Genomic DNA, 26,402 nt, shown 5'->3' with positions numbered 1-26,402 from the left:
CTCGAAAAGTGAGAGGAAGTGGTTGTCATGCTCGACGTGCTCATCGCCGGGGCCGGCCCGGTGGGGCTCTGGCTCGCCGCGGAGTTGCGCCTGCACGGGGTGGAGGTGACCGTCGTGGAACGCCGGGCGGCACCGGACGGACGGTCGCGCGCGGTCGGCATGCAGGCCGGCACGCTGGACACCTTCGCCACCCGCGGCCTCGCGGAGCGGTTCATCGAACGCGGCACCCCGGTGCCGACCGGCCACTTCGGCGCGGCGACCACCCGGCTGGACTTCTCCACGACCGGGGCGGTGCACCCCTTCATGCTGGCGCTCGGCCAGTCCGTCACCGAACAGCTCCTGGAGGAGCACGCGGTCGCCGTGGGCGCCCGCGTGCTGCGCGGGGAGGAGGTCGTCTCGCTCACGCAGGGGCCGGACGCCGTCGAGGTGGTGATCCGGGCCGGCGGCACCCACCGGACCGTGCAGGCCCGCTGGGTCGTGGGGTGCGACGGCACCCGCAGCGCCGTGCGCCAGGCCGCCGGCATCGACTTCCCCGGTCAGGACACCACCATGACCGGGTGGCTCGCCGACGTCGAACTCGACGATCCGCCCACCGGGCCGCTCTCCGCCACCGGACCGGCCGGCTCGTTCCTGGCGGCCCCGATCGGCGACGGCGTCCACCGCCTGGCGGGCCTCTCCACGGCCACCATGCACCACGGCACCGGCGAACCGCTGACCCTGGACGAGGTGCGCGAGCAGACCCGCGCACTGCTGGGACGGGACCTGGGGATCCGCAACCCCCGGTGGCTCTCGCGCTACGGCAACGCCACCCGCCAGGCCGCGCGGTACCGGGCCGGACGGATGCTGGTGGCCGGGGACGCGGCGCACATGTTCTTCCCGGCCGGCGGGCAGGGCATGAACCTCGGCATCCAGGACGCCACCAACCTGGGCTGGAAGCTGGCCGCCACCCTCCAGGGCCGGGCGCCCGACGGACTGCTCGACAGCTACGAGACGGAGCGCCGGCCGGCCGCCCGCGCCGTCATCGACAACACCCGCGCGCAACTCGCCCTGTTCGCCGCGGCGAACCCGGAGCAGATAGCCCTGCGCGAGGTCTGGTCCGCCGCACTCACCGAACCACGGACCAACCACCGGTGGGCCCGCCGGATCGCCGGCTTCGACGACCCGATACCGGCCGACACCCAGCCCGGCGGGCACCCGCTGAACGGCACCCGGCTGGCCGGTCTCGCCCTGGACATCCCGGCCGGTGCGCCCACCGCCCACCCGTTGATGCACCACGGCCGACCACTGCTGCTGGACCTCGGCGGGACTCGGACGCCGTGCCCGACGGACGGCCTGGAGCAGCGCGCGGGAACCGTCAACACCGGTGCTGCACAAGTGATTTGGCGGGACGTCACTGCCGTGCTCATCCGGCCGGACGCCCGGATCGCCTGGGCCAGTACCGACACCGACCCGCAGCGCCGGGCCGCGGACTGCCTCGCCACCCTGCGCACCCTGTGCCGCTGAACGCCGCTCGGCGGGACCGCCGCCGCGTTCCGCCCCGGGGTACCTGCCTGCCCGGGGCGGCAGGAAGCGTCGGCGCGGTGTCGGCGCCTGGGTGCTTGCTCCGAGCCGCAGTTGTGCCCCCGATCCGGGGTTGCCGGCGAAGGCCGGTCCCGGGGGACCGGCGGCGTGAACCGTCGGTGTGTCAGATCGGAGCGAGGCCGGGGCTCGGACTGCGTGGTCCACAGTGGCGGAAAGACACCGGGCCGACCGGCCCTCGCCCCTCCTGGAGTGGATCGTGACGTTCGCACTGTCGCCTGCTGCCGACCGGCCGGGCTCCACACGCAGTCACCGCACCGGTCCGCGAGGGCGCCGGGGCCAGGTCCTGGCCGTGACCGCCGGGGTGTTCTGCGCGGCCGTGGCCCCGGTGGCCCTGTCCGCGCCCGCGCACGCGCAAGGCACCTGCACGACCACGGGTCCCACCACCACCTGCACGTTCGCCTTCACCGGCGCCGAGCAGACGTTCACCGTCCCGGCCGGCGTCACACAGGTCGACGTGTCGGCGATCGGCGCGGCCGGCGGCACGGAAGGGCTCGGTGGCGCGAGCGGCGGCCATGGCGCCCAGGTGTCGGGCACGCTCACCGGGCTGTCCGGCGGACAGACGCTCTACGTCGAAGTCGGGGGCACCGCCACCGGCGGATCCTGCTACCCGAACACGCTGTGCGTCGGCGGCTTCAACGGCGGTGGCAGTTCCCACTTCGGCGGCGGCGGAGGCGGAGCCTCCGACATCCGCACCCAGCCCCGCACCGTCCCCCTCACCACCACCGACTCCCGTCTCATCGTGGCTGCGGGCGGCGGTGGGGCCGGTGAAGCCGCCCAGAGCCCCTGCGCGGGAAGCCCGGGCGGGGACGCCGGCCAGCCGGGCACGGACGGGGCCTGCAGTGGGGGCATCGGCGGCGGAGCGGGCGCGGCCACGCACGGCGGTACCGGTGGTGCCGGAGGCGGCGGGACAGCCTCCGGCACGCCCGGCATGCTGGGCACCGGCGGCGACGGCGGCCAGAACACCGGCGGCGGAGGCGGCGCGGGCTTCTACGGCGGCGGCGGAGGCGGCAACATCAACCCCCTGGTCACCCCGGCCGGGAGCGCGGGTGGTGGAGGCGGTGGCTCGTCCCTCGTGCCCGCCGGCGGCACCGGCCCCACGGCGACCAGCGCCGCCGCGGGCATCACCATCAGCTACCTCGCCCCGGGCAAGCCGGTGACCACGGTCCTGACCGCCATGCCCCAACGCACCCGAACCGGCCTGCCCGTCGTCCTCAGCGACCTGATCTGCCCCGGTCGCGGCTCGACCACCACGCCCACCGGAACCGTCACCTTCACCGACACCACCACCCAGACCACCCTCGGCCGCTCCCGCCTCGTCCTCTCCCTCGGCAACTGCGCCGCCGCCGGCCTCGTCACCGCCTTCCGCACCACCGGCGCCCACACCATCACCGCCGTCTACAGCGGCGACACCGTCTACCAGGGCAACAGCGGCAACCCCGAGAGCATCACCGTGACCGTGAACCCCCGATAGAACCACCCGCCGCCTCGCCCAAGGCCCGCGTGCTTTCCCGGGATTGCCGCGCGGTGCCGCGTGGTGCTGCGCCCGCTTCTCCCGGCCGCGCGGGCCCCGTCCCCCGGCCGGCTTCGGCGTGCCGCCTGCCCCGACTCCCTCAAGACCACCCTGCTCCCGCTACGCGTCCCGACGGGCTGGAACGTCGGGCCCGGCCTGCTGTCCGGGGGTGGGCTGTGGGCGGCGCTTCGACACGGTCGTACCGATCTGAGGTGCAGGAGTCGCCTGGGGATTGTGGCCGGTTCCGGCTCTCAGTGCGCGATGCGCTGTCGACAGCAGCGGGTGACTGTGTGGATGCTGCTTGTCGTTGTCATATGCGGAATCCGATCGGCCAGAGGGCGACGCAGCGGGCCGTCCCGCACAACCGCAGCGCACAACCGCAGCGCACAACCGCAGCGTACGGAAACGGCCTGTCCGACCGAACGTCAGCGAAAGGACCATCCCATGGACGCCACCACGCTCATCGCACGGAACGACTACCGGCTGTTCAAGCAGGGACGCCTGGCTGTCATCGACACCCAGAAGAGCAACGCCGTCACCTTCGACGGGAAGCTCGCCGACCACGGCACCTATCGCAACATCCCGGAGGACTTCAAGCTGGGCATCGACGCCGCCACGTTCTTCGGCTACAGCGACTACCGCCTGTTCCGCGGCGACCAGCTCGTGGTGATCAACACCGAGAACGGCAACCAGATCAGCTACCAGGGCGCCATCGCGGGCCACGGCACGTACAGCAACATCCCCGAGGACTTCAAGCGGGGCATCGACGCCACCACGCTGATCGGACGGAACGACTACCGGCTCTTCAAGGGCGACCAGCTGGTCGTCATCGACACCGAGAACGGCAACCGGGTCACCTACTACGGCCCCATCGCCGACCACGGCACCTACCGCAACATCCCGGCGGACTTCAGGCGGGGCATCGACGCCGCCACGTTCTTCGGTTACAGCGACTACCGCCTGTTCCGCGGCGACCAGCTCGTGGTCATCGACACCCAGAACGGCAACTCGCTGTCCTACCAGGGCGCCATCGCCGACCACGGCACCTACCAGAACCTGTCGTCGTTCTGGACCAGCTGACCGCACCGGCCCTGAGCCCGGGCCAGGCACGCCTGACGGGCGGCGTCGGCACTTGTCGTGCCGGCGCCGCCGCTCATGGCGTGCGCGGCGTACGGGCTGCAGGCCTCGCCTCGGCTCGGTCCGCCGGGTGGCGCCGCCGCGCCCGGCTACCGCCGTCGGTCCGTCAGCGCCTCGGACGACGCGTCCCATTGATGCGGCACCGGTGGGAGGGACGACGGTGCGTCCGCCCCGTCCTGCTGGAGCGAGACCGTGCGCGTGGGCGCGGGGATCGAGATGCCCTCCGTCCGGTACCGGCGGTGCAGGCGCTTGATGAACTCGTGCTTGATCCGGTACTGGTCGCTGAACTCGCCGACGCCCAGGATGACCGTGAAGTTGATCCTGGAGTCCGCGAAGGTGTGGAAGCGGACGGCGGCCGCGTGGTCGGGCACGCCGCCGCTGATGTCGGCCATCACGCTGTCGACCACGTCGAGGGTGACCCGCTCCACGTGCTCCAGGTCGCTGTCGTAGCCGACCCCGACCTGGACCAGGATCGACAGCTTCTGCTCGGGCTGGGAGTAGTTCGTCATGTTCGTCCGCGCCAGGCGGCCGTTGGGGATGATCACCAGATTGTTCGACAGGTTGCGCACCACGCTGTTGCGCCAGTTGATGTCGACGACGTACCCCTCCTCCCCGCTGGTGAGCCGGATGTAGTCACCCGGCTGGACCGTCTTCGAGGCGAGGATGTGCACACCCGCGAAGAGGTTGGCGAGGGTGTCCTGCAACGCCAGCGCGACGGCGAGACCACCCACGCCGAGGGCGGTGACCAGCGGGGCGATGGACACCCCGAGGGTCTCCAGGGCCACGAGAACGCCCATCGACAGCACCACGATCCGGGTGATGTTGACGAAGATCGACGCGGACGCCGCGACACCGGTCCGGGACGCGGCCACCGACTGCACCAGCCCGGCCACGACCCGGGCCGCGCTGAACGTCGCGATGACGATGAGCACGGCCGTCAGCGACTGGTCGACCAGCCCCCCGACCCGCGCGGTGAGCGGCAGGGCCGAAGCGGCCACCGCGACCCCGGCGATCACGGCCGCCCAGGGGACGATGGTGCGCAGTGCGTCGACGATGATGTCGTCCCCGCTCCACTTCGTCCTGCTCGCGTGCTTGCCCAGCCACTTCATCAGGGCCCGTAGCACCAGGCCGGCGACACAGCCGGAGGTCAGCGCGATGCCGGCCACCACCCAGTCGTGCAGGACCAGGTCCCGGGTCACCGTCCCGCCCCCGCGGCGTGGAGGTCGATGGAACGGGCCGTCGCCGGCCGCTGTATGTGCTGTTTGGTCACCTTGTCGCCTGTCGGGTCGTGTTGTGCGCAGCCACGTCGGAACGGATGTGCGCATTCCGAACGGACTGCCATCCTGCCCCATGGCCCGGCCGGCACCACAGCCGGACCTCGGCGTTCCGTCCGCTCGGCAGGCAGGCCGTCATCTTCCGGTGAGGAGCACGCCGGTGGCGGCCGGCCCGATGATCGGCGTCAGTCTCGGTCGGCCGGCGAGCGCCCGGCCGTGCCGGCGGTCAGCCGCCAGAGCCCGGCCACCTCGTAGTAGACGCCGTTCACCACTTGCAACAGCACCAGCGTGACCGGCCAGAGCAGCGCGCCGAGGCCGGGCACCACGTCCACCGGCAGGGTGTAGGCCATCACGACCCGCACGGCGGCGTCGAGCAGCATCGCCACACCCCAGATCGCCGTCGAGACCCGCCAGATCCGGCGGAACGCCGGCTCGCGGTCCCACAGCACGTCCCAGGAGGTGCCGTCGGAGCGGAACCGCCCCTCCAGCAGGGGGCGGCCGCCGTGGAAGAGCAGCGGGCGCCTGGCCCTGATCGAGACCAGGAACCAGAGCCCGGCCACGGCGGTCAGCCACCCGTCCTTGGCCAGCAGGAACCGGGGGCTGCCGCTGACCAGCGCGGCTGCAACGCCGAGCAGCATGGTTCCGGCGATGAAACCCGCCATGCCCTCCAGGCTGCGGGTGCGCAGCCACTGCACCGCGGTGGTGAGCGCGGGCAGGAAGGCGCCCGCCAGCAGCGCGACGAAGACACTGACGCCGGCGGCGCGCAGGCCGTAGTACAAGGCGATCGGGACGACGACGTCCCACGCGACACCGAGCAGCAGACGTCGGCCGCTCGGCCGCGGCGGCGTCTCGGGGGCCGTCACCGCCGGCACCTCCTGGGTGTCATGGTGTCCTCCGGATCGAGAGAAGGGCCAGGATGGTGATCTCACGGACACAGCCGTCCACGCTCAGGCGAGGCGGTTGCGTTCCTCGCAGCTCCAGAGGCTCACGGGAGTTCATGGGGTCCGGATCGAACGCCACACGAGCGACCGTGATCCCGGCGCCCGCGGACCCGACCCGACCCGCCGAATGCGGGTTACCCGGGCTACGGGGTCGAGATCGCTCATGCCCGCACATCCTTGCGCTGCCACGACGCCCACGCAACAGCCCTCGACTCGAACTCAGTACCAGGACCAGGCGATCTGACAGCCGTGAGGCGTCCAGATCCCTTCCACCCCGGGCACCTCGAAAGGGCGAGGAGGGAACACCTCGATGCTGCCCCGGCCGGACCACCAAGCGGTGCCCCGGGGCGGGGCTCTCGATGGCGTCGTATATGGGAAGCGGCAAGTCGGTCGGCTCCGGCAGGATGACGGGGGTGAACTTCTTCTTCCGCCGTCAACAGGCCCTCTCGCAGCCTTCACCGGGTACGGACTCCTTGGAGCGTGTGCGGCTGGCGGTGTCCGGGGCACGGGCTCAGGAACAAGGTGCACTTGAGGAGTTGACCGCTGCGCTGCTGGCGGTCGGCTCGGCCGGACATGCCGAGGATTCGCTCGAAGCGCTGCGCGTGCTGACGGAGCGTCCGGCTCTGCTGCTGCGCCTGGATGCCTTCATACGCCGAGAGTCGTGGTATTCGACGGGCCGCCCGGCCCCCTCGCTCACCGAGACCGACCCGGTCGCGCTCGCCCTGGCGGCCTCGCACGCTGACGGCCGCGTTCGTGAGCGCGTGGTACGGCGGATGCTGAGCCGGCCGCACCCCGAGATGATGCCGTTCCTCGTCCTGCGGACCAGCGATTGGGTCAGGCAGGTTCGGGAGTCGGCGTGCGCGGGTCTGGCCGTGCTGCTCCATGAGAATCCCCTGTCGGCCACCGCGGCGACCGTGCGTACGGCTCTGCTGGTCAACCGGCGCCGGCGCGGCGCCTTCGCCCACGGTCAACTCCGCGCGTCGCTGCTGGCCGAGTCGGGCACGGCCCTGTCCGGACGGCTTCTCACGGCCCCCGAGCCGATGGTGCGTCGCTTCGTGCTCGACACTGCCACGCACCGCCTCGGGCTTCGTGACCTCGCCGTCCTCGCCGAGAGCGACCCCGACCGGCAGGTCAGGGCCCGGGCCGCCGAGGCCGCTGCCCGGCAGGCGGTGTGGACCGACCAGGTCGAGCTGCTGCGCCGTCTGGCCCGCAGCCGTCACGCCGAGGTACGGATCACCGCCCTCACAGGGCTGATGCGTACCGGTTCCCCCAAGGACGTGGTGCCGTTCCTCGACGACTCGTCCGCGTTGGTACGGGCCCTGGCACGGGAGGCGGCACGCCGCACCGGTACGGATTCACCGGCGTACTACCGCGCGGCCGTCCAGGCCGCCGAGCCGCAGGTCGGGGCGATCGGAGGGCTCGCCGAGACCGGTAGCCGCTCTGACGGCCCGCTGCTCACCCCCCTCCTGGACAACCCGGCCCCTCAGGTTCGCGTCCATGCGCTGCGCGCCCTGCGGAGCCTGGACGCGGTGTCCGTCCCCCGGGTCACGGTGCTGCTTCGGGACGGCTCCACCGCTGTGGTCAAGGAGGCCGCTGTCACCCTCGCCCCCAGTGCCACCCAGCTGCCTGCCGACCTGCTGTGGGACATGCTCGCCGACCCGCAGCGGCCGGCGGTGCGACGGGCCGGCTACCGGTTGCTGAACCGGCGGGACCGACTCACCGCACTGCGTGCCGCCCTCCTCGTGAGCGGCGATCCCCATCCCCGACTCGCTGCCCGGGGCAAGACCGACGCCACCACGCAGATCCGCGCTCTGGCCCCGAACCCCTGGCGCACCCGCCCGGTCCCGTCCCTCGACGCCGGCCCCGCAGAGGCCGCCGAACTGCTCGCCCTGGCGGAGCAGCGCCGTACCGAGATCACCGAGGGCGTGGTCCAACTGCTGCGTGACGTAGTCCGCCTGGTATCTGGCAGTCGGTAGCCGAGACGGGCGGGCGCGCACCAGGTGGCGACTCGCTGCGCGAACCGCGAGAAGCCCCGCGGGCTGTCGCGAGTTGCAGGGTGCCAGGCGTGGGGCGCCCCGAGGGCGCCCCACGCACGCCGGGTCCTGCCGTGGCTAGGACGATTCCAGGTCGGCGCGGTCCATCTGGCCGTGGAAGGGCTCGACCTGGCCGAGGGGGGCACAGACGTCCGGCTTGCCGTCGCTCTGCTGGAGGCAGAACTGGGCGGCCGAGAAGTCGGTGCCCTCCGGGACGAACTGCCAGACGTACTTGAAGTAGCTGGTGTTGGCGTCCAACGTGCCGAACCAGTCGGGCACGCTGTTCATGTGGGTGCCGTCCAGGACGTCGCTCTCCGGGAGGGCGCGTGCCCCGCCCTCGGTGTGCCAGCAGTCGGGGACCGGCCCGCAGGCCGGGTACTTGACGGCCATGATGATGTGGTTCGGGGCCTTGCTCGTCCGGTCGATCGGGTCCGAGGCGACCTTGAGGCGGACCAGCAGGGTGGTCCTGCCGAGGGGCGGGGCGATCCCGGGCAGCGAGGCGCTGGTGGCGGCGCTGACCACCTGGGCGGTGAACCCGGTTTCGCCGAACACCCCGTGCATCACCGGCCCGCGCCCGGCGAGCCCCCCGGCCCGGCTGGAGGACGGTGCCACCGGGGGCGGCACGGCCGCGCCGCCGCCACCCCCGACACCCCCGGTACCGCCCGACGGTGTTGTGCCGGAGCTGCTGCAGGCCGCGCCGAGTGCGGCGACGGTGGCAACGGCCAGGCATCTGGCCAGGCATCTGGCCAGGGTACGGCGAACCCTCATACATCCCCCCGATGTCAGTGGCAGCCGGTGGCTGCCGGCGCGGGTGAGTGATCCCGCACCTGCGCACTGGTCTACCACACGGAGGTCGATCGGTCGCGCCCCCGCCCGCCGTGCAACGTGTGTCAGGGGGTGATGCGGCCGAGGCGGCGAGCCGCCCGGCGGGTCCGGTGCTGCCTCGGGTGGTGAGGACGTAGGCGACGGTGCGGGTCCTGTTCTGAAAGTCCTCACACGTCGCCGGAACCAGCGTCTCGCCCTGCCCGGTGACGCTCGATCCGTGCAGGGCTGCTCCTCGATCAGTTACCGGGCTTCACCCGCAGGGGGGCCAGGGAGTCCAGCACGCGCTTGGCCATGGCCTCCGGCAGCGGGCCGTACATGAGGTTCTCGCCGGCGGCCTGGCCCGTCGTGCTCAGTCCGTGGGCCAGGAAGTTCGTCAGGACGGCGGTGCCGGCGAAGGCGCGGTCGGCCCCGCCGTGGTCGCAGAAGCCGATGTAGCCGACGTCGACGATGGGGTAGCTGCCCGAGCCGGGCTTCGTGTAGTCGATCGTGACCGTCACGTTGGTGCCCGTGCCCTGCACCGAGCCCCCGGCGGCCATCAAGCCGGCGGAGCGGGGGGTGAGTTCCACCGCCTGGGAGCCGCCGGACTTCACCTTGGCCTTCTGGAGGGCGCCGGCGTCCGGGAGCGGCACGAAGGACATTGACCACTGGCCCCCGGCGACGTAGGCGGGCAGGTCGGACGCGTTCGTGCCGGACGCGGGGCGCGACTTGTCGGGCCACGCCCGGCCGGGCTGGTACGGGAAGTCGGCGGGCGCAGCCTTGGCGAGGTACTGGGTGAAGATGGCGGTGGCCGCCGACTCGTTGCTCGGGATCCGCACGTCGATCGGCGAGTCCGGCAGGTTCCAGATCGAGTTGAGGGCCTTGATCGCCGGGTCGTTCCACTTGGTGATCTTGCCGGTGAAGATCTTGGCGAGCGTCGGGGCGTCGAACTCCAGCCCCTTCAACCCGGGCGCGTTGTAGACCACGGCGATCGGCAGCACGGTGACCGGGATCTGGGAGGCGTAGCCGGTGGGGCAGTGGCGGCCGACGACGGCCCGCTGATCGGCCGTCATCGGGGAGTCCAGGGCGACGCCGTCGGACTTGAAGGTCGCGTACTGGTCCATCACGGTGCCGCTCGCGGGGCCGTTGAAGGTGATCGCGGCACCCGGGCACTCCTTGGCGTAGTCCGCCTGCCACTGCTTGACGAGGGCGACCTGCAGCCCGTCCGCGCCGACCGCCTGCTTGCCGTCGGGGCCGCAGGCGGAGGCGGCGATCGGACCCGTCGCCGTCACCGAGGACGACGGGCCGGGCTTCGAGCCGTGGGACCCGGGCTCGTCCGGGACGCGGTTCTGCCAGGCGAGGAAGCCCAGGGTGCCCGCCGTGGCAACGACCACCGCGGACACCGCCGAGCCGATCAGCACACCCTTGCGCCTCCGCGGGCGCGGGGCTGCGTCGGCGAGGGACGGGCGGGTGGAGGGGGCCGCCAGGTAGGAGGGGGCCGCCATGTACGAGGGGACGGCCGGTGGGACCGGGCCCGTCGGCGCTGCGGCCCCGGCGGGCAGAGCGGTCGGCGGAGCGGTCGGCGGCGTGGCGGGCGGCGCGGTCACCGGAGCCGGCGGAGTCACCGCCGCGGGCGGAGCCGCCAGGACCGTCGGCGTCGGCGTCACCGGACCGGCGGCCGTCGGTGTCGGCGTCATCGGACCCGCGGCCGTCGGCGTCGGCGTCACCGGACCCACGGCCGTCGGCGTCACCAGCCCGGTCCGAAACTGAACCGTCCGTTCCCGCTCAACCTGCGCGGCAAGCCCCAACAGCCGCTCCACCGTGGGACGTTGCTCCGGGTCCTTCGTCAGGCAGGCAACGACCAGCGGACGCAGCTCCGCCGCGAGCCCGGTCAGGTCCGGCTCCTCGTACACCACCCGGAACCCCACCGCATGCGAGGAGTCCGCGCCGAACGGCCCGCGCCCGGTGGCCGCGAAGGCGAGCACCGAGCCCAGCGCGAACACGTCGGTGGCCGCCGTCGCCGTACCGCTGCGGTACTGCTCGGGCGCCATGAACGGCGGGGTGCCGACGGCCACTCCGGTGCTGGTCAGCTGGGTCTCGCCGGCCGCCTTGGCGATGCCGAAGTCGATGACGCGCGGGCCGTCCTCGGCGAGCAGCACGTTGCCGGGCTTGAGGTCGCGGTGGACCAGCCCGACGCGGTGGATCTCCCGCAGCGCCTCGGCGAGCCCGGCGGCCAGCCTGCGCACCTCGGGCGGGGTCAACGGGCCCTGGCCGGCGACCCGTTCTCCCAGCGAGGGACCGGCGATGAAGAGCGTCGCCAGCCAGGGCGCCGGCGCGTCGGCGTCCGCGTCGAGCACGGGCGCGGTGAACGCCCCGCTGACCTTGCGCGCGGCCGTGACCTCCTGCCGGAACCGGGCCCGGAACTCGGCGTCCGCGGCCAGCTCGGGCCGGATCACCTTCACCGCCACCTGGCGCCCGGACACCGACCGGGCGCGGTACACCACACCCATCCCGCCCGCGCCGAGCCTGCCCTCCAGGAGGTACCCGCCGATCTCTCGCGGATCGTTCTCCAGCAAGGTCACGTTCCGACCCCTCCCCCAGGCATGAGCGGCCACCCGGCCGACCGGCCCAGCCTAGTGGGGCACCCGTTCACGAACCGACGGCGGCCCTCGGAAACCGCAGGTCCATCCGCTGTTCGACCCCGTCGAGGCCGAACTTCCTCGCCGCTGGGTGCCGGTGGCGCGTCATGCCTCGACCGGTGCGGCCGACCTGGCGGCCTGCTCGATCTTCGCGCAGTAGGCGGCCCGGGCTTCAGCGTCGATCTGCTTCTCGTGTTCGGCGCGCAACCCGGTCCGGCCGTCGAGGCCCTCGCGCAGGATGTCGGCGTGCCCGGCGTGCCGGACGGACTCGCTGAGGACATGGACCATGACGGCGAACAGGTTGGTGTTCGGATATGGCTCCGACCACCACGGCACGTGGCCGGGGGCGTCGAGGGGAAGCTCGTTGATCGTCGCGTCCGAGTGTTCCCATGTGCGCCGGTAGAACCCGATGATCTGATCGCGGGTCTCGTCCTCGGTCGCCCACAGATCGCTGCCCGCGGCGTGGTCCTGCCACCGGGGCAGCGGTTCCGGGGAAGGGCGGCCGAAGACCTCGCCGAAGTACCTGGCCTCGACGGTGGCCACGTGTTTCACCAGGCCGAGGAGGTTGGTCCCGGTCGCTGTCAAAGGCCGGCGGGCGTCGTATTCGGACAGGCCGTCGATTTTCCAGAGCAGCGCCGTGCGGTCCCGCCGCAGTCTCCCGTGCAGGTTGTCCTTCGCGAACTCATCGATCATGCGGCATGAGCCTGCCACGGGCTGCTCGTGGTCTCAAGATCCCGTACGTGGCAGTGCGCATGCGGGCTCCTGCGCAGGCCCACGGCAGGGCCGCTCAGTGCGTCGGCGCCGGTCGCCGCCGGGCGGGCAGGACGCGGTTGCGCAGCGGCAGCAGCCCGGCGAGTTCGGCGCTGGGCTCGACACCCAGCTGCTCACGCAGGGCGGTCCGGCACGTCTCGTACTGCCGTACGGCCTCTCCCACGTTGCCCTCGGCCAGGTGCGCCCGGATCACCGCCCGGTGCGAGCTCTCCCGCAGCGGCTCGGCCAGGACGGCGACCAGGGCGGCGTCGACCGCCTCCACGTGGCGCTTCTGACGGCTCATCCGGGCGGAGAGGGTCTCCAGGGCGTGCAGCCGGACCTGCCGGACCCGCTCCCGTTCCACCACCAGCCAGTCCTCGTACCAGTTCGGCAGCAGGTCCTGGGTGAACAGTGCCACCGGCGGCTCGACGGCCTCCACGCCGTCGCGCAGTGCCAGTGCGGCGGTGAGCATCCGTTGGACGTCGACCCGGACGGCTGCGGCGAGCGCCAGCACCTCGCTGCGCGTCTCGACGAGCTGCTGACCGGCGGAGAGCCGCCACAGCGCGGTGCGCAGCCGCCCGGCCGCCGCGGCCTCGTCGGCCTCGGGCCAGAGCATGCAGGAGACCGCCGCCCTGGCGGTCGGTCCCCGCAGGGCCAGCACCGTGAGGATCCGGCGGGCGGTGGGCGGCATCTCGACGGTCCGACCGCCCAGCACGAGCTGCCAGCAACCGAGCAGTCGCAGGTCGGCTCCGGGCGGCCGGAGGTGGTGCGCCCCGGAGTGGTCAGGCGTCATCTGTTGCTCCCCACGGACGGACGCTGCCGACCTTGTCGGTCGGCCGACGTGCTGTCAACGTTCGCTGCCGCGCGTCGACGAGCGGTGACCCGTACGGGGTTGTGCGCCGTTCTCCGGTGGACGCCCGGGTCATCCGAATGCGAACGGCTAGGCCGGCCCGGACGGCCCGCCCGCTCCGCCGGGCCCCGACGGTGTGGGCGGGGGCCCGCCGCTGCCCTGCGGGAACAGCAGCTCCGCCAGTTCCTCGGCCGCCAGGGTGAGGGCCTCCCGTCGGTCCCCGGCAAGCTTCTCGACGTCACGCAGCGCTGCCTTGGCGGCGTTCAGGGCCTGGCCGGCGATCGCCTTCCGCGGGCCACGCGTGGCGCCGGCGGTGATCTCCTGGGCGAGTCTCAGCTGCGCCTCCAGCTCCGCGACGCGTCGCGCCAGGATCTCGTCGATCCTGTCGTTCTCCTGCCGGAACAGCTGCTGGAGGGCGGTGGTGGTGCCGATGTGGTCCATGGCGTCCATGGCGTCCTTCCATGGTGGGAGGGTGGGGGGAGGGGAACCGCGAACACGTCGCTACAGCACGACGTTGATCGCGGCCCAGGGCGCCGGCAGAACATCGCCGTTGATCAGGAACGCGCCCTTGGCGACGTTGCCGGTGACGGCCACGCGGTTGATCGGGATGTCCAGCCGAACAGCGGTGATGGCCTTCGTCTCCAGGTGGTTCGCGGAGACGACCATGCTGCTCGCGGAGGCGTTCAGCAGGGCCAGCGGGTTCGCGTCACCCTTGTTTTGGTCGGTCCGGCGGACGAGGTTGTCGTTGACCAGCAGCGGCCCCTCCAGGACGCTCTGGATGACGGCGGAGTCCCCGTCCGCCTCGATCCGGTTGCCCCGGACGGTCGCGGCGGGCAGGACGGAGGCGTCCGCGGCGAACACCCGGGCGGCGGTCACCCAGGCCAGTTCCTCCCCCTGCTCGGCGTACCAGCCGGTGCTGCCCATGCGGGCGAACACCGTCGCCGCGTCGACGTCCGGGTCGAACGGTTCCCGGGCAGCCGGTGCCGCGAAGAGGGCGGTGTCGATGTGGGTCCGGCCGAGGGAGAGCAGCATGGCGGGCAGGACGGGGGCGCTGCGGCCGGCCTGGTCGGGCCTTCCGCCGCTGGTGATGACGTTGTCCAGCACGTCGATCCGGCCGGAGCTGGTCAGGCCGACCACCCCGGCGACCAGGCGGGCCGTGCTCCCGGCCGGGAGCGGCACGTCGAGGGTGTTGTCCGCGACGGTGACCGAGCGGCACTCCTGGAGGGCGACGGCGACGACCCCCAGCCGTTCCGGGTCGATGGCCGGCACGGGGTAGAGGTCGTGGATCCGGTTGCCGCGCACCTCGCCGTCGGTCACGCCGGTCAGCCAGACGCCGACCATCGGCTCGCCCGGGTCGAACCGGGAGTCGGGCCGCTCGGTCCGGGTCACCTCGTTGCCGCGGACGACCACGCGCGTGCCGCTCGACCCCGGCCGCATGATGACGCCGCCGGTGCCGCCGTCCAGCCGGTTGTCGGCGATCACAACGTCCTGCTGCGCGAGTTGCAGGGCGATGGCGTGCGCTGCCGTGGCCAGGGTGCAGCCGGTGACCGTCACCGCGGACAGGACGCCGGCCAGGACGGGGGCGGTGAGGGCGATCCCGGTGCCGTCCAGCCGGGGCGGGGGCTGTTCCGCGTCGCGGCCCCCGCCCGGAGCGAAATCGCCGACGGGGCGCGCGCTGATCCGGCAGTGGCGGATCTCGCTGTCGGGGGAGGCGAGTTCGATCCCGGCGCCGCCGCCGTCGATCCGGCAGTCCCGGATGGTCAGGGAGGCGTTCATGGGTGTGGCCTGCCAGGTCACGGCGGCGCCGTCGTCACCGACGATCAGGCAGTCGTGCAGGGTGGCGCCGAGCGCGAGCTGGACGCGCTCGTCCAGCAGCAGGCCGCCCTCCACGCCGTAGACCAGCGAGTCGGCGAGCTCGAAGCCGGCCAGCAGGAGGAACCGGCCTCCGTCGAACTGCCTCCGACCGCCGGCGGCGAGCGTGTTCTGCTGGAAGGGCGGCGCGATGGCGAGGTCGGCGAGCAGCGCGCAGTCGCGCACGGTGAGCCCGACGACCGTTCCGGACAGCGTGATCGCCGTCACGGTGGCGTCGCCCCCCAGCGGGTCCCGGTCGCCGACCACGCCCCCGCCGCTGATCAGGGCGCGCAGGATCCGCGGCCCGCCGTTGCGCAGCAGGGAGGTCCGGGCGACGGCGCACCGGAGCAGGTCGACACCGGACGAGCGCGTCACCGCGATGCCGCTCGTGGAGAACCGGCCCCCGCCCCCGCCTTCCGTTCCGCCCCCGCCTTCCGCTCCGTCCCCGCCGTCCGGCTCCTGGGGAATGGCCGGGTCGCACAGGACCGTCAGGTCACTGACCGTCACTCCGCGGCATCCACGCAGCACCAGCGCCGGGCCGGCCCCCTGATGCCGGAGCACCGTCCGCCAGCCGTGCCCGGAGAGGGTCACCGTCTGGGCCGCGTCCAGGACCACCGGCTCGTCGAGCTCGTACTCGCCCACCGCCAGGCAGACCCGGCCGCCGGTCCGGCGGATCCGGTCGACGGCCTCCTGCACGGTCAGGGTGCCGTCGGCGTGCGACTCGGGGGTGACACAGACCGTGCAGTCCCCGCACTCCGAGCAGGTCGGCGGCCACGTGCCCCGGCAGTCCGCCACCTCGTTCGGGAGGTCGATCACGGCGAGGCGGCCGTAGAAGCGGCGGTGGCCCTGCGGGGGTGCCTGCTTCAGCTCCTCGACCCTGCCGTCGGCCGAGCGGGCGGTGAAGGTCCAGTGGTCGCCGGTGCGCAGCGTGCCGCCGGACGGGTCGTCGGCGAAGGTGATCTGGACGCCGTCCTCCAGGACGAGACCGTCGGTGGCGGCGGAGACCGGGACGGTTCCGTCGGCGCCGACCAGTGCGCCGCCCTGGTCCCACTGCCGCAGCCTGGTCCGTAGCGAGGCGTCGGTCGGGTCGAGGTCCGCCGGCAGGGCGGCCGAGAGCGTCACCTGTTGCGTGGGGTCGTCGACCCGGTCGACGGTGACCACCCGGGCGAGGAAGCCCGGGGTGCCGGACAGTTCCCGGGTCTCGTCCAGGACCTCCACCCAGGCGCCCTCCCGGATCCGCTGGACGTCGTCGCGCCCGGTGCGGGAGACGGTCAGCACCGTCCGGGTGTCGTCCACGCCGAGCACGGCGGCGGCCACGCTCGCGTTGTCGCGGGACCACTTGAAGCCGGCCTGGGCGAGCGTGCCGCCGCCGTGCACCTCCACCCGGTAGAGCCGGTTCTCCCAGCCCAGGTAGTCGGCGTCGGGCGGCACGCTGCACGGGTCGGTGGAAGCGGGGACGGCCACGCCCCGGGTGGAGAGGCGGCCGGCGGAGGGGGCGGTGGCCGCCGCCCAGCCCGGGACGTCGGCGTCCGGCGTGCCGCAGTCGACGCCGTCGGCGGGTTCCGGCAGCACCTTCACCTGCCAGACGGTCTGCATCCGGGCGTCGGTCTCCACCCCGATGGCGGGATCGATCAGGTCGGGCCGTTCGACCGCGGTGACCTCGCGCTCCCAGGCCTCGACGTACACCACGTGGCGGCCGGGCGTCAGGTCCGGGGCCTGCGGCAGGTACGGCTGCTCGGTGTACCGGACGGGCGCCGCGGCCCGCAGGTCCTGCAACCCCGGTTCGACGTGCGGTGGTTGCGGGGCCTGCGGGCCGACCTGGCCGTGGTTGTCGAGCGCCAGTCCGTGCAGGTAGAGGCGGCCGAGGCCGATGGTGAAGGACGTGCCGTCGGCCGTGGCCTCGATCCGGAACCCGGTCGACCCGGGGGTGCCGCCGGTGTCGAGGTCGAGCGGCGCGGTGCACGGGCCGAGGACGTCCAGGGCGAGCGCCCGGAGGCGGTGGTCCAGGCCGTCCGCGAGCTCGTTGAGGTAGGCGTCCCGCAGCATCCGGCCCTGCTCGGCCCGGGGCCGGCTGTAGTCCTCGGCTGGGTCGAAGCTGAGGCGGGTGTAGTCGCCCGGCATGTACGGCTCCTTCGAGATCGCTGCATGGGTTGCCCGGTGTGCGCGCGGGGCGCGGCGGGCGCGGGGCGGGCTCCTCCGGGCTCCCGGGTTCCCGGGTGGCCTCGGGGCCCTCGGGAGCCGTCGGGGGCCCTCGGGGGCCCTCGGACGGTGGCGGTCAGACGATGACGGTGATGCCGGCGGTGACGCCCGCCGGCAGGTACTCGTCCAGCCGCCGTCGCAGGTTGTCCAGCCGCTGGGGCTCCTTGACGTGGCAGTAGGCGCCCATCTCGCTGCCGTCCTCCGCGCCGGTGGCGATCTCCGCCGGGCAGCGCGGGTCCAGCTCCGCGAAGCCCGGGTCGCCGTAGGTGCGGGAGACCACCACCGGGCGCACCCGGCGTTGTTCGGCGTCCACCAGGGCGTCGCGGTCGGCGCCGGTGGCGTGGGGGTGGGCGGCCAGCACCCGGGCGACGGCGAGGTCGGGCTGGCAGGCGAAGCGGCGGGGCGTGCGGCCGGCCTGGGCCGGGTGGGCCGGGTCGTCCGGCGGCAGGTAGCTGTACCGCAGGCAGCCCTGCTGGGTGCGGGCGGCCGTCAGGCGGGCCGTGAACAGGCACTCGCTCGCGTCGACCGTCCGGGCGGCGACGGCGCCGAGGAAGGTGGTCCGCTCGGCCCGTAGCCCGGTTCCGGACGCGCCCGTGCCGGTGACGGCCTCGGCGGACGCGGTCGGTCCGGTGGCCGGTCCGGCGACCACCGAGTCCAGCAGCAGCACCTCGTCCGCCGGGGTGTCCAGGCGGACGGGCCCGAGCAGGCAGAAGGCGAGCTGGATCCGGAGCGTGGGGGAGGGGCCGCCCACCGTGATGCTCGGCCCGTCCGCGACCGGGGCGCCGGTCTGGTCGCGCGGGCCGCCGGGCAGCAGCGTGCAGTGCAGCAGCCGCAGCCGGGCGAGCGCGGGCCCGGTGGCGATCCGGCCGTCCAGGGCCACCCCGGACAGCGTCAGCGTGCCGTCGCCCCGGACGGCGAGGGTGCCGTCGGCGGGGGCGGGGCGCAGCACCGGCCGCTGCAGGTCGGCCGCCTCGACGAGCAGGCTGCGTCCGGTGACGGTGACTCCGGCGGGCAGCGCGTAGTCCTCGCTGTCCAGGATCCGGATGACGGTGTGCCGGGCGGGGCCGGTGGACCAGGCGGTCAGCGCGGCGGTCAGCGTGGTGTGGTCGGCCCCGTGCGCGGCGACGGTGAGCACTTGGTCGGGCTCGCCGGCGGCGAGCCAGCCGGAGCGGTCGTAGTCCCCGCCGCCGACCACTCCGGCCGCGCCGTGGAAGAAGGACCCGCGCAGCAGGGCGGGCAGCGGGAGCCCGGAGCCCACCGCCACCCGCCCGTTGCGCACGTCGACGGCGAGCACCGCGCCGTCCGGTCGGGCCGCCGGCCAGGGGTCGAGCCGGCGGCTGACCACGGTGGCGTGGAGCTGCCCGGGGTCGGCCGGGTCGGCGGTGGGGGCGGCGAGGCGGTCGTCGAACCAGATGCCGAGGCTCGCCGCGGGGGCGTCGGCCTGGTCGCCGACCGGGCCGTACAGCGTGGTGGGCGAGGGCAGGGGGCCTCCCGCCGCCGAGGTGTCGGGGTGGGCGAGCAGGTCGGCCTCGAACAGTGCGGGCCGCAGCGGTGCCGGGACGGCCGCGGCTTCGAGGCCGGGCGGCAGGTCGGCGGTGCGGCTTCCCCGGGTGAAGAGCGGGCGGTCGAGCCCGAGCGGGTCCAGCCGGTAGCGCCACGGTTGGTCGGCCTGGCGGGCCGGCACCCGCTGGTGGGCGGCGGCGCGCTCGCGGTGGACGGTGACGGTCAGGTGTGCCGGGTGGTACCAGCCGACGGGGCCGTCCGGGCGGCGCACGTCGACCAGCCGGGTGGTGCGGTCGAAGGGCGTGCCGGCCAGCGCGCTGTCCAGCCGGGTGGGCAGCCGGGCGGTGGTCAGGTCGGGGCGGGTGTGCCGCAGGTGCTGCGTCCAGGCCGTCCGGGCGAGGCCCTCGACCAGCCGCACCGGGAAGCCGCAGGCGTGCTGGGCGACGTCGGCGAGTGCCGAGACGGTCCCCTTGCGCCGCCGTACGGCGATGGTCCGGGCCACGTCGGCGCGCGCGCTCGCCCCGGCGGACGGGAGCAGGCGCGGGCCGCGCAGGTCGTCGAACTCGACGAGGGCGGTGGCGTCGTCCTGCGCGGTCGAGGCGTCGTACAGCGGGACGGTGCCGACCAGCCGGGCCAGGTACGGGACGTACTGGTCCTGGCAGGTCTCGATGAAGTGGTCCTCGTAGCCGCGCGCGATGTCGGCGGCGATGGCGTCGGCCTGTTCGCCGATGACGGTGAGCAGGGCCCGCAGCGGCTCGCCCGCCTCGGCGTCCCTGGCCCTGATCACGGCCGGGAGCTGGGCGTAGAGCTGGTCTGCGGCGGTCATGCGGGCCACCTCCGGGGGGTGTCGGGGCTGGTTGTCGGACTCCCGTCCGCGGGGCGGCGGGCGGGCCGAGGAGGCGGGCGGTGCGGTCGGGGCGGGCGGTGCGGGGGCGTCATGCCAGGCCGCCGGTGGCCGGGGCGGGCGGCGCCGCCGCCAGGGTGACGGTGAGCTCCCCGGGGGCGAGTACCGGCAGTTCGGCCGGCAGCACCCCGCCGCCCGCGTCGGCCCGGACGTCCAGCAGGCGCAGCCGCTCGGGCAGCGGGCCGTCGGCCGGGTCGGCCCCGTGGTCGGCCAGGAACGCCGCCCAGGCGGCGTCCGGGAGTCCGGGCGGGCGGGCGAAGCCGAAGCGCGTGACGGTGACCGCCGCCGCTCCCGGCACCGCGGAGGCGGCGAGGTAGAGGTCGGACAGGTGCACCGCGCGGGCGAGTTCGGTGCGGTCGAAGCCGAGCCGCTCGGCCAGGGCGGCGCGCACCCCGGCCAGGACGGTGTCGGCCTCGGCCGCAGGGTCCGGGGTGACGGCGGCGGCGACCACGAGCGGTACCGGGGCGAAGTCCTCCACCACCACCCGGCGGTAGGGCGGGCTCGCCGAGGCGACGGTTCGGGCCAGCAGCCGGCGCCCGGCGGCGTCGAAGGTGCCGCCGGCGGGCCCGGCAGCCGTCACCGCGATCAGCAGGCCGCGGCCGTCCCACACGGTGGCGGCCCGGGCCTTGGCCACCTGGCCGGTGGCGACCAGCAGGTCCGCGCAGTCCGCCGCGCTGACGGCCCGGCCGAGCACCCGGACCGTCCCGGGGGCCCGTTCGCGCAGGGCGCTGCCGTCCTCCCGGTCGGCCCCGCCCTGCGCGGCGGCCGGGTTGGCGACGGCTTCGAGCCCGGGCAGGCGGTGCAGCGGCTGGGTGAGGGTGCCGGCGCCGACCCGGCCGGCCAGCCCGGCGCCGTACCGGTAGCCGGCGACGACGTTGGCGGTGCCGCTGCGCGGGCGGGCGCCGGTCGTCCCGTCGCCGTACTGCACGACGGTCGAGCCGTCGGCCTCGGTGCGCAGCTCGTACACGTCGTCGTCCGGCCCGGCGCCGAGCAGCTGCGGCACCTCCCGGGAGGCGAGCCCGCCGACCCGGACGGTCAGTGCTGCGACGCTGCCCTCGGGCGTGGCCGCGGGCACCCGGGTCAGCGGGCCGTGGGCGAGCGTGAAGCGCTGGAAGGCGGACGAGGCGTCACCGGAGCCGAGCACCTCGTGGGGGACGGTGGCGCCGTGGCTCGCGGACGCGGCGTTGCCGAGCAGTGTGGTGGCGGCGGCGTCCAGCGGCGCGGTGTCCTCCGGCTGTGCGGCGAGCGGCACCACCAGGTAGCAGGCGTCGCCGGCCCGGACGCCCCCGGCGGGCGGGTTCGCCCCGGCCGGTTCCAGCCGGACGGCGTCCCGGACGGTGGTGGTGACGGCCCGTCCGCCCGGGGCCGCGAGCACCAGCCGCCGGCCCCGGGGCAGGTCGGCGGGTGCCACGACGGGCGCCGCGGCCCGGTCGGTGCCGGGCGGGCCGAGCACCTGTACGGCGTCGGCGGCCCCGGTTGTGGTCGGCGGGTGCGGGGCGGCCACGGCCAGGCCGGGGATCCAGAGTTCGTTCCCGAGCCGGTCCGGGTAGTCCTGGCCGAGCCACCGGACCGCCTCCCCGTCGAGCTCGACGACCTGGAGCGCGCGCCGGTCCGCGATGTCCGGCAGATCGGGCTCGACGGTGACCAGGGCGACCTGGCCGGTCGGCCCGGCGCTGCCCAGGAGCTTCTCGGTGCCGGGCGCGGTCTCCTTCACCCGGACCACCCGGATGAACGCCCCGGGGTCGACGACCAGCAGCGGCGTCCCGACGGCCAGTGACTCGTGCTTGCGGTCCAGCGGCAGCGGCGCGCCGGCCGCGATCGTCAGGTCGACCGGTTTCCCGAGGTCCCAGGTGACCTTGCCCGCGCTGTCCTCGGACGGCGTCGGCGGCGTGGTGTCGGGGGCGTCGTGCCCGTTGACCAGCAGCGGCCGGGCGGGCCGGTACGCGGCCGCGCCCGCTGCGGGAGCCTGGGCGGCGAGCCGCAGCCGCAGCCCGTCCGGCCCGGCGTCCAGGGCGGCGACGGTGGTGCGGACGACCGAGCCGGGGCCGGCCGCGTCGGAGGCGCTCCCGACGTCGGCCGCGCCCGATCCCTCGACCACGACCAGCATCGGGTCGCCCGGCCGCAGCAGAGCGGCCCAGCGCGGGGCGTCGGCGGGGTGGACCAGCGCGCCGCCGGGCCGGGTGAGCGGATCGACGGTCGTCGGCCGTCCGTACGCGGGCAGGGCGTTGAGCCGCCAGTCGGCCGCGCACCCCTCCAGCGTCTCGAAGGTCTGCGGCTGCTCGCCGGGGCCGGGCACGCTCTGCACCGGGAAGCCGGCCGGCACGGTGAGCGCGGCGCCGGCGGCGAGCGTGAACGCGAGCGTCGTGGTGGCGGAGACGCCCGGCCGAGGCCGGTAGCCGATCAGTTCGACCAGGCGGTGCACACTCTCGTCGAGCACCGCGGTGCCGAGGAAGTGCTCGTTGACGTACCGCTCCTGATGGAACGTCAGGACGTCGCCGAGCGCGGCCCACTGCTCCAGCAGCGTGATCGCGTGGTCGTCCTGGTCCCGCGTGGTGAGCCCGGCGAGCCCCGGCTGCGCGGCGATCCGCTCCAGCATGGTCCGCCGGAACGAGGCGAAGCCGCCGATCCGGGCGCGCAGCGCCGGCAGGCCCGGAGGGTTGTCGACCGGCAGCGGGGTGGCGGGCCGGCCGCCGGGGCAGGTGCCGGGAGCACTCAAGGGGTACCTCCGTCGATCTCCAGGCGCAGCACGCCGTGCTCCGGCAGGCTCGGGTCGTCGTCCAGCCGGAGCACCTGCCAGGGCGCCACGTCCAGGCGCCCGGCGGCGAGTTCCCCGTTGTCGGGCGCGTCGTAGCGGCGCAGCGTCAGGGCCTTGACCGAGTCCACCCCGGGGACGGCGGCCGCCGCCGCGTACACCTCGCCGAGGAGCAGCGGACGGCCGAAGCCGAGCGACGGCCCGGCGAGCAGGCCCGGTCGCCCGTCGGGCAGCCGGCCGGCGAGCAGGGCGTCCCGTACGGCGCGGCGCACCACGGCCCGGCTGCGCCCCGGGGCTGCGCACACGTGCAGCGCGAGTTCGACCGCGACGAACTGCGGCGGCCGGACGTCCACGTCCTGCCCGGCGAGCCGGACGGCGTCCAGGGCGGCGACCACCTGGGCCCGCAGGCCGTCGGAGAGCTCCTGGTGGCTGCCGCCGGTGTCCACCAGCGCGGCGGGGTCGACGGGCAGGACGGAGACCAGCCAGGTGTACCAGCTGCCGGTCCAGCGCAGCGCGGCCACCGCCGCGCGTACGGCGGGCAGCCGCAGGACGGCGTCGACGGCGTCCTTTTCTGTGACGGCGCGCTCCTGGCGGGCCCGGAAGGCGTCGGGGGCGAGGCGCCGGGCGTGCTCGATGCTCTCCGGCTCGGTGCCGCCGCTGGCCGGCACGGGGTTGCGGACGGTCTGCACGTGGTCGGCGTCGGCCGCGGGCAGGACGATGTGCGCCAGCGCCTCGGCGCCGATGTTGCCGGCCGTGCCGTTGCCGATCCGGTAGCGGGCCTCGAAGGTCTCGGCCTGCAGCGGCGGCCGCCCCAGCGGGGGCCGGCCGAACCGGATGAGTCCGTGCCCGGTGTCGTCCACCTCGACCACCAGGTGCAGGTCGTTCGGCCCGCTGTCGAAGAGGTCCGGCACCGGCGAGTACACCTCGGCCGGGCCCGAGCGCGGCCGGGCGGTGACGGTCAGGGCCGGGACGGCGGTCTGCGGGCCGCCGGACAGGTCGGTCCGCTCGGTGCCCGGCGCGCCGGCCTGATGGGTCAGCGGGGCGTCCGGCAGCCGCAGTCGGGGGTCGAGCGGTCCGCCGAGCGGCCCGGCGGCCGTCGGGTCCCAGCCGTCCGGGGTGATGTCGACGCCGTCGACGGTGGCGCCGTGGTCGGCGAGCACGGTGTTGCCCCGGGCGAGCGAGACGTCCTCCAGCACGTCGCCGTCGGTCTGCACGGCGCGGACGCAGACCGGCCGGTCGGGCGCCTCGGCGGCGGCCCACCGGACCGCGAGCAGCGGCAGTTGCGGGTCGGCGTCGTGGGTGCGCTCGGTCAGCTGCACCTGGCCGTCGGCGTCCAGGGCGACGGCCGGCAGATAGGCCGGGTCGGTGCCGGGTTGGACGTCGGTCAGCCGCACGACCCAGCGGGCGGTCGGGTCGGCGTCGGCCGCCAGCCCCGTCCGCGGCGAGCGGACCTGCTCCAGGACGAGCAGGTCGCCGGCCTTCAGCACCGGCTCGGCGGCGGTGCCGGGCTGCGCCGGGTTCTCGGCCCAGAGCCAGGCGGTGGTGGCGCCGGCCGGGAGCCAGTAGGCGTCCTCGCCCCAGTGGTGCAGGTGCAGCAGGTTGCCGAGCGGATCGGCCGTCAGCTCGTGGGCGGTCTCGAACACCACCGAACCGTCGAGCGGGGGCGTGGCCAGGGCCGTGCGGTCGACCAGGTCGGCGCGGATCCCGGGCCTCGGGGCGCCGCGCTCGCCGGGCAGGGGGTTCGGGACCGCGGTCAGCAGCGGGGTGCCGCGCGGCACGGTGACCGGCGCGTCGACGGCCAGGTGCACCGCGGTGGCGGCGTTGCGGCCCTGGTGCAGCGCGTAGTCGACCAGCCGGACGTGCCGTCGTACCGACACCCGGCGGCGGGCGAGCCCGAGGTAGCCCTCCAGGAGGGCCGCGTCCTGGGCGTAGGACAACTGGTCCGCGTGGAAGGCCAGCAGTTCCAGCAGGGTGACGGCGGGGTCGGCCGGGTGCCGGTCCGAGAGCGAGGGGTGGCGCTGCGCCGCGAGGTCCAGCAGCATCCGGCGGAAGCCCGCGAAGTCCTTGGCCGCGCCGTCGAGCAGCGGCTCGGGCCCGCCCGGGTCGGCCGGGCCCGAGCCGGGGGTGCGGCAGTCCAGGTCGGAGGGGCAGGCGGCCATGAAGGAGAATCCGATCCGGCGCAGTACCGGGTCGAGGTCCGGGACGGTCAGCTCCAGCTCGTACCGGCTGAAGTCGCCGGGCCTGTCGGTCCGCACCAGCAGGGTCCGCGCGTCGGCGACGGCGACCGCCCGCACCCGGATGCCGCGGACCCGCTCGCCGCCCTTGACCAGCACCTGGTCGGGGCGGCTGACCAGCTTCCACGGGTCCGCGCCTGGAGGCAGGTCGCGCAGCAGGCCGACGGTGAGCCGGCTGTGGTCGGCGGCGTCCACCTCGACGTAGTCGATGCCGTTGCCGCGCTCCTCCTCGTCGAGGAGTTCGGCCCGGCGCCGGGAGAGCGGGTCGGGCGGCAGGATCGCCTCGCTCATGCCGGCACCACCACCTGGACGACTCCGGCCCCGCGGTCGACGCGGCGGCGGTAGGCGACGGTGACCACCAGGGAGCCGTCCTCGCCGGCCACGGTGTCCACCCGGTCCACGGCGACGACGTCGTCCACCCAGGTGTGCAGCTGGGCCTTGACCAGCGCCTGGGTGGCCGCCGCCAGGACGTCCCCGAGCGGCGCGAAGACGAGCGCGCGCAGCCCGCAGCCGAAGTCGGGCCGCATCACCCGCTCGCCCGGCTCGGTCAGCAGCACCAGTTCGATCAGCTCGCGGACGTGGCGGTCCGGGTCGGCGCTCGCGGTGCGCCCGGTGCCGTCGACGCGCAGCGGGAAGGAGAGCGGCCCGGTCACGACGGCTCCGCGGTGGTGCCGGGGCGTGGTCGCGCCGGTCCTGCGCCCGGGCGGACTCCGGGCCGGATTGGGGTCATCTGCGCTACTCCACCAGGTTCTTGACGCTGAGCAGGGCGGGCGTGGGCGGGGGCGCCTGGGCGACCGGAGGGGTCGGTACGACGGGCAGTGCCGGCCCCGCGACCATGCCCGGGTGGATGTGGGTGTTGAAGAGGGTGGCCAGCTGGGTCAGGTAGCTCAGCAGCTGGGTGCCGAGGACGGCCGGCTCGGAGGCCTGCCGGCCGTGGTTGACCAGCGGCGCCTCCAGGGTGACCTGGGTGAGCGCCTGCAGCGTCACCTGGCCGGAGTCCGCCTTGATCTCCAGCAGGTTCTGCCCGGTCATGTCGCTGACCGTCAGGGTGTGGCCGTCGTCGTCCAGGGCCACGGTCAGGCCGGTCTCGCTGGTCAGTTCGCGCCGGCCCGGGCTGGGCAGCGGCGAGGTCGGCGCGCCGGGCGCCTCCAGCGGCCCCCACCAGCAGCCGGTCCAGATCGGGCGGGACGGGTCGCCCGCCTCGAACTCGACCCACAGCGCGGAGCCGACCGGCGGCACGGTATACAGGCCCGAGCGCTGCCCCGCGTACGGGGTGCACGGCAGGGCCCAGCCGGTCTCGACGTCGCCGAGCACCTCGGGCACCTTGGCCTTGAGCCGCCCCGACTTCAGCGGGTCGTCGACGCTCGTGACCTCCCCCCGGTACTTGCCGAAGTAGCGGTCGGTGCTCGCCCCGATCGTCAGCAGTGCGTGGTCCAGCACGTT

The 26,402-nt window shown here is 74.6% G+C and carries 17 protein-coding genes; 4 read left to right on the top strand and 13 right to left on the bottom strand.

Annotation, left to right across the window (positions count from 1 at the left end):
- Positions 1–27 precede the first annotated feature (27 nt).
- The 3 genes from ACIRST_RS14600 to ACIRST_RS14590 all read left to right on the top strand — a co-directional run bounded on the left by ACIRST_RS14600 (position 28) and on the right by ACIRST_RS14590 (position 4,171).
- The gene (locus ACIRST_RS14600) at positions 28–1,503 is read left to right on the top strand and encodes an FAD-dependent monooxygenase (protein WP_402802558.1); all 1,476 of its coding nucleotides are present in this window, start codon (positions 28–30) and stop codon (positions 1,501–1,503) included.
- A gap of 274 nt (positions 1,504–1,777) precedes the next feature.
- Positions 1,778–3,052, top strand: coding sequence for an Ig-like domain repeat protein (locus tag ACIRST_RS14595; protein WP_402802557.1), 1,275 nt, complete (start codon positions 1,778–1,780; stop codon positions 3,050–3,052).
- A 483-nt stretch (positions 3,053–3,535) separates the two neighbouring features.
- Positions 3,536–4,171, top strand: coding sequence for a hypothetical protein (locus ACIRST_RS14590; RefSeq protein ID WP_402802556.1), 636 nt, complete (start codon positions 3,536–3,538; stop codon positions 4,169–4,171).
- 146 nt (positions 4,172–4,317) lie between these two features.
- Here the strand turns inward: ACIRST_RS14590 and ACIRST_RS14585 are convergent, their stop codons facing one another.
- The gene (locus ACIRST_RS14585; RefSeq protein WP_402802555.1) at positions 4,318–5,427 is read right to left on the bottom strand and encodes a mechanosensitive ion channel family protein; all 1,110 of its coding nucleotides are present in this window, start codon (positions 5,425–5,427) and stop codon (positions 4,318–4,320) included.
- A gap of 260 nt (positions 5,428–5,687) precedes the next feature.
- Positions 5,688–6,365 carry a VC0807 family protein gene (locus ACIRST_RS14580; protein WP_350524168.1) on the bottom strand — a complete coding sequence of 226 codons (678 nt, stop codon included), beginning with the start codon at positions 6,363–6,365 and terminating at the stop codon, positions 5,688–5,690.
- A 614-nt stretch (positions 6,366–6,979) separates the two neighbouring features.
- Between ACIRST_RS14580 and ACIRST_RS14575 the strand changes: the two genes are divergently transcribed.
- Positions 6,980–8,419, top strand: a complete 1,440-nt coding sequence (locus tag ACIRST_RS14575; RefSeq protein WP_402802553.1) for a HEAT repeat domain-containing protein — start codon at positions 6,980–6,982, stop codon at positions 8,417–8,419.
- A gap of 135 nt (positions 8,420–8,554) precedes the next feature.
- On the opposite strand, the gene ACIRST_RS14570 is transcribed toward ACIRST_RS14575, so the two are convergent.
- The 11 genes from ACIRST_RS14570 to ACIRST_RS14520 form a co-directional block, all read right to left on the bottom strand.
- Positions 8,555–9,028: a hypothetical protein gene (locus ACIRST_RS14570; protein WP_402802552.1), complete on the bottom strand. Its 474-nt coding sequence runs from the start codon at positions 9,026–9,028 to the stop codon at positions 8,555–8,557.
- Positions 9,029–9,537: 509 nt separating this feature from the next.
- Positions 9,538–11,859, bottom strand: a complete 2,322-nt coding sequence (locus ACIRST_RS14565) for a protein kinase (RefSeq protein ID WP_402802551.1) — start codon at positions 11,857–11,859, stop codon at positions 9,538–9,540.
- Positions 11,860–12,021: 162 nt separating this feature from the next.
- Positions 12,022–12,609, bottom strand: a complete 588-nt coding sequence (locus ACIRST_RS14560; protein WP_402802550.1) for a DinB family protein — start codon at positions 12,607–12,609, stop codon at positions 12,022–12,024.
- Positions 12,610–12,703: 94 nt separating this feature from the next.
- A complete protein-coding gene (locus ACIRST_RS14555) occupies positions 12,704–13,459 on the bottom strand; it encodes a BTAD domain-containing putative transcriptional regulator (RefSeq protein ID WP_402802549.1) in 756 nt (251 codons plus the stop codon).
- 147 nt (positions 13,460–13,606) lie between these two features.
- A complete protein-coding gene (locus ACIRST_RS14550) occupies positions 13,607–13,966 on the bottom strand; it encodes a hypothetical protein (protein WP_402802548.1) in 360 nt (119 codons plus the stop codon).
- A 51-nt stretch (positions 13,967–14,017) separates the two neighbouring features.
- Entirely contained in the window at positions 14,018–17,488 is a 3,471-nt protein-coding gene (locus ACIRST_RS14545; RefSeq protein WP_402802547.1) for a DUF6519 domain-containing protein, read from the bottom strand.
- Between the two features lie 154 nt (positions 17,489–17,642).
- The gene (locus tag ACIRST_RS14540) at positions 17,643–19,895 is read right to left on the bottom strand and encodes a hypothetical protein (protein WP_402802546.1); all 2,253 of its coding nucleotides are present in this window, start codon (positions 19,893–19,895) and stop codon (positions 17,643–17,645) included.
- 109 nt (positions 19,896–20,004) lie between these two features.
- Entirely contained in the window at positions 20,005–22,689 is a 2,685-nt protein-coding gene (locus tag ACIRST_RS14535; protein ID WP_402802544.1) for a hypothetical protein, read from the bottom strand.
- Entirely contained in the window at positions 22,686–25,250 is a 2,565-nt protein-coding gene (locus ACIRST_RS14530; protein ID WP_402802543.1) for a putative baseplate assembly protein, read from the bottom strand. Before ACIRST_RS14530 ends, ACIRST_RS14535 begins: the two co-directional genes overlap by 4 nt.
- Positions 25,247–25,612, bottom strand: a complete 366-nt coding sequence (locus ACIRST_RS14525) for a GPW/gp25 family protein (RefSeq protein WP_402802542.1) — start codon at positions 25,610–25,612, stop codon at positions 25,247–25,249. Before ACIRST_RS14525 ends, ACIRST_RS14530 begins: the two co-directional genes overlap by 4 nt.
- Positions 25,613–25,694: 82 nt before the next feature.
- A complete protein-coding gene (locus tag ACIRST_RS14520) occupies positions 25,695–26,399 on the bottom strand; it encodes a phage baseplate assembly protein V (protein ID WP_402802541.1) in 705 nt (234 codons plus the stop codon).
- Positions 26,400–26,402 lie beyond the last annotated feature (3 nt).

Source organism: Kitasatospora sp. NPDC101447, from assembly GCF_044767225.1.
In the GTDB taxonomy this organism is placed as follows: Bacteria; Actinomycetota; Actinomycetes; order Streptomycetales; family Streptomycetaceae; genus Kitasatospora.
The sequence above is the reverse complement of the archived record's forward strand: the minus strand, read 5'-3'. Positions and strand labels throughout refer to the sequence as shown.

Bases quoted from the DNA above. Each gene is read 5' to 3' on its own strand.
- ACIRST_RS14600 (WP_402802558.1), top strand. From the start codon at position 28: ATGCTCGACGTGCTCATCGCCGGGGCCGGCCCGGTGGGGCTCTGGCTC.
- ACIRST_RS14550 (WP_402802548.1), bottom strand. From the start codon at position 13,966: ATGGACGCCATGGACCACATCGGCACCACCACCGCCCTCCAGCAGCTG.
- ACIRST_RS14530 (WP_402802543.1), bottom strand. From the start codon at position 25,250: ATGAGCGAGGCGATCCTGCCGCCCGACCCGCTCTCCCGGCGCCGGGCC.
- ACIRST_RS14590 (WP_402802556.1), top strand. From the start codon at position 3,536: ATGGACGCCACCACGCTCATCGCACGGAACGACTACCGGCTGTTCAAG.
- ACIRST_RS14560 (WP_402802550.1), bottom strand. From the start codon at position 12,609: ATGATCGATGAGTTCGCGAAGGACAACCTGCACGGGAGACTGCGGCGG.
- ACIRST_RS14555 (WP_402802549.1), bottom strand. From the start codon at position 13,459: ATGACGCCTGACCACTCCGGGGCGCACCACCTCCGGCCGCCCGGAGCC.
- ACIRST_RS14540 (WP_402802546.1), bottom strand. From the start codon at position 19,895: ATGACCGCCGCAGACCAGCTCTACGCCCAGCTCCCGGCCGTGATCAGG.
- ACIRST_RS14545 (WP_402802547.1), bottom strand. From the start codon at position 17,488: ATGCCGGGCGACTACACCCGCCTCAGCTTCGACCCAGCCGAGGACTAC.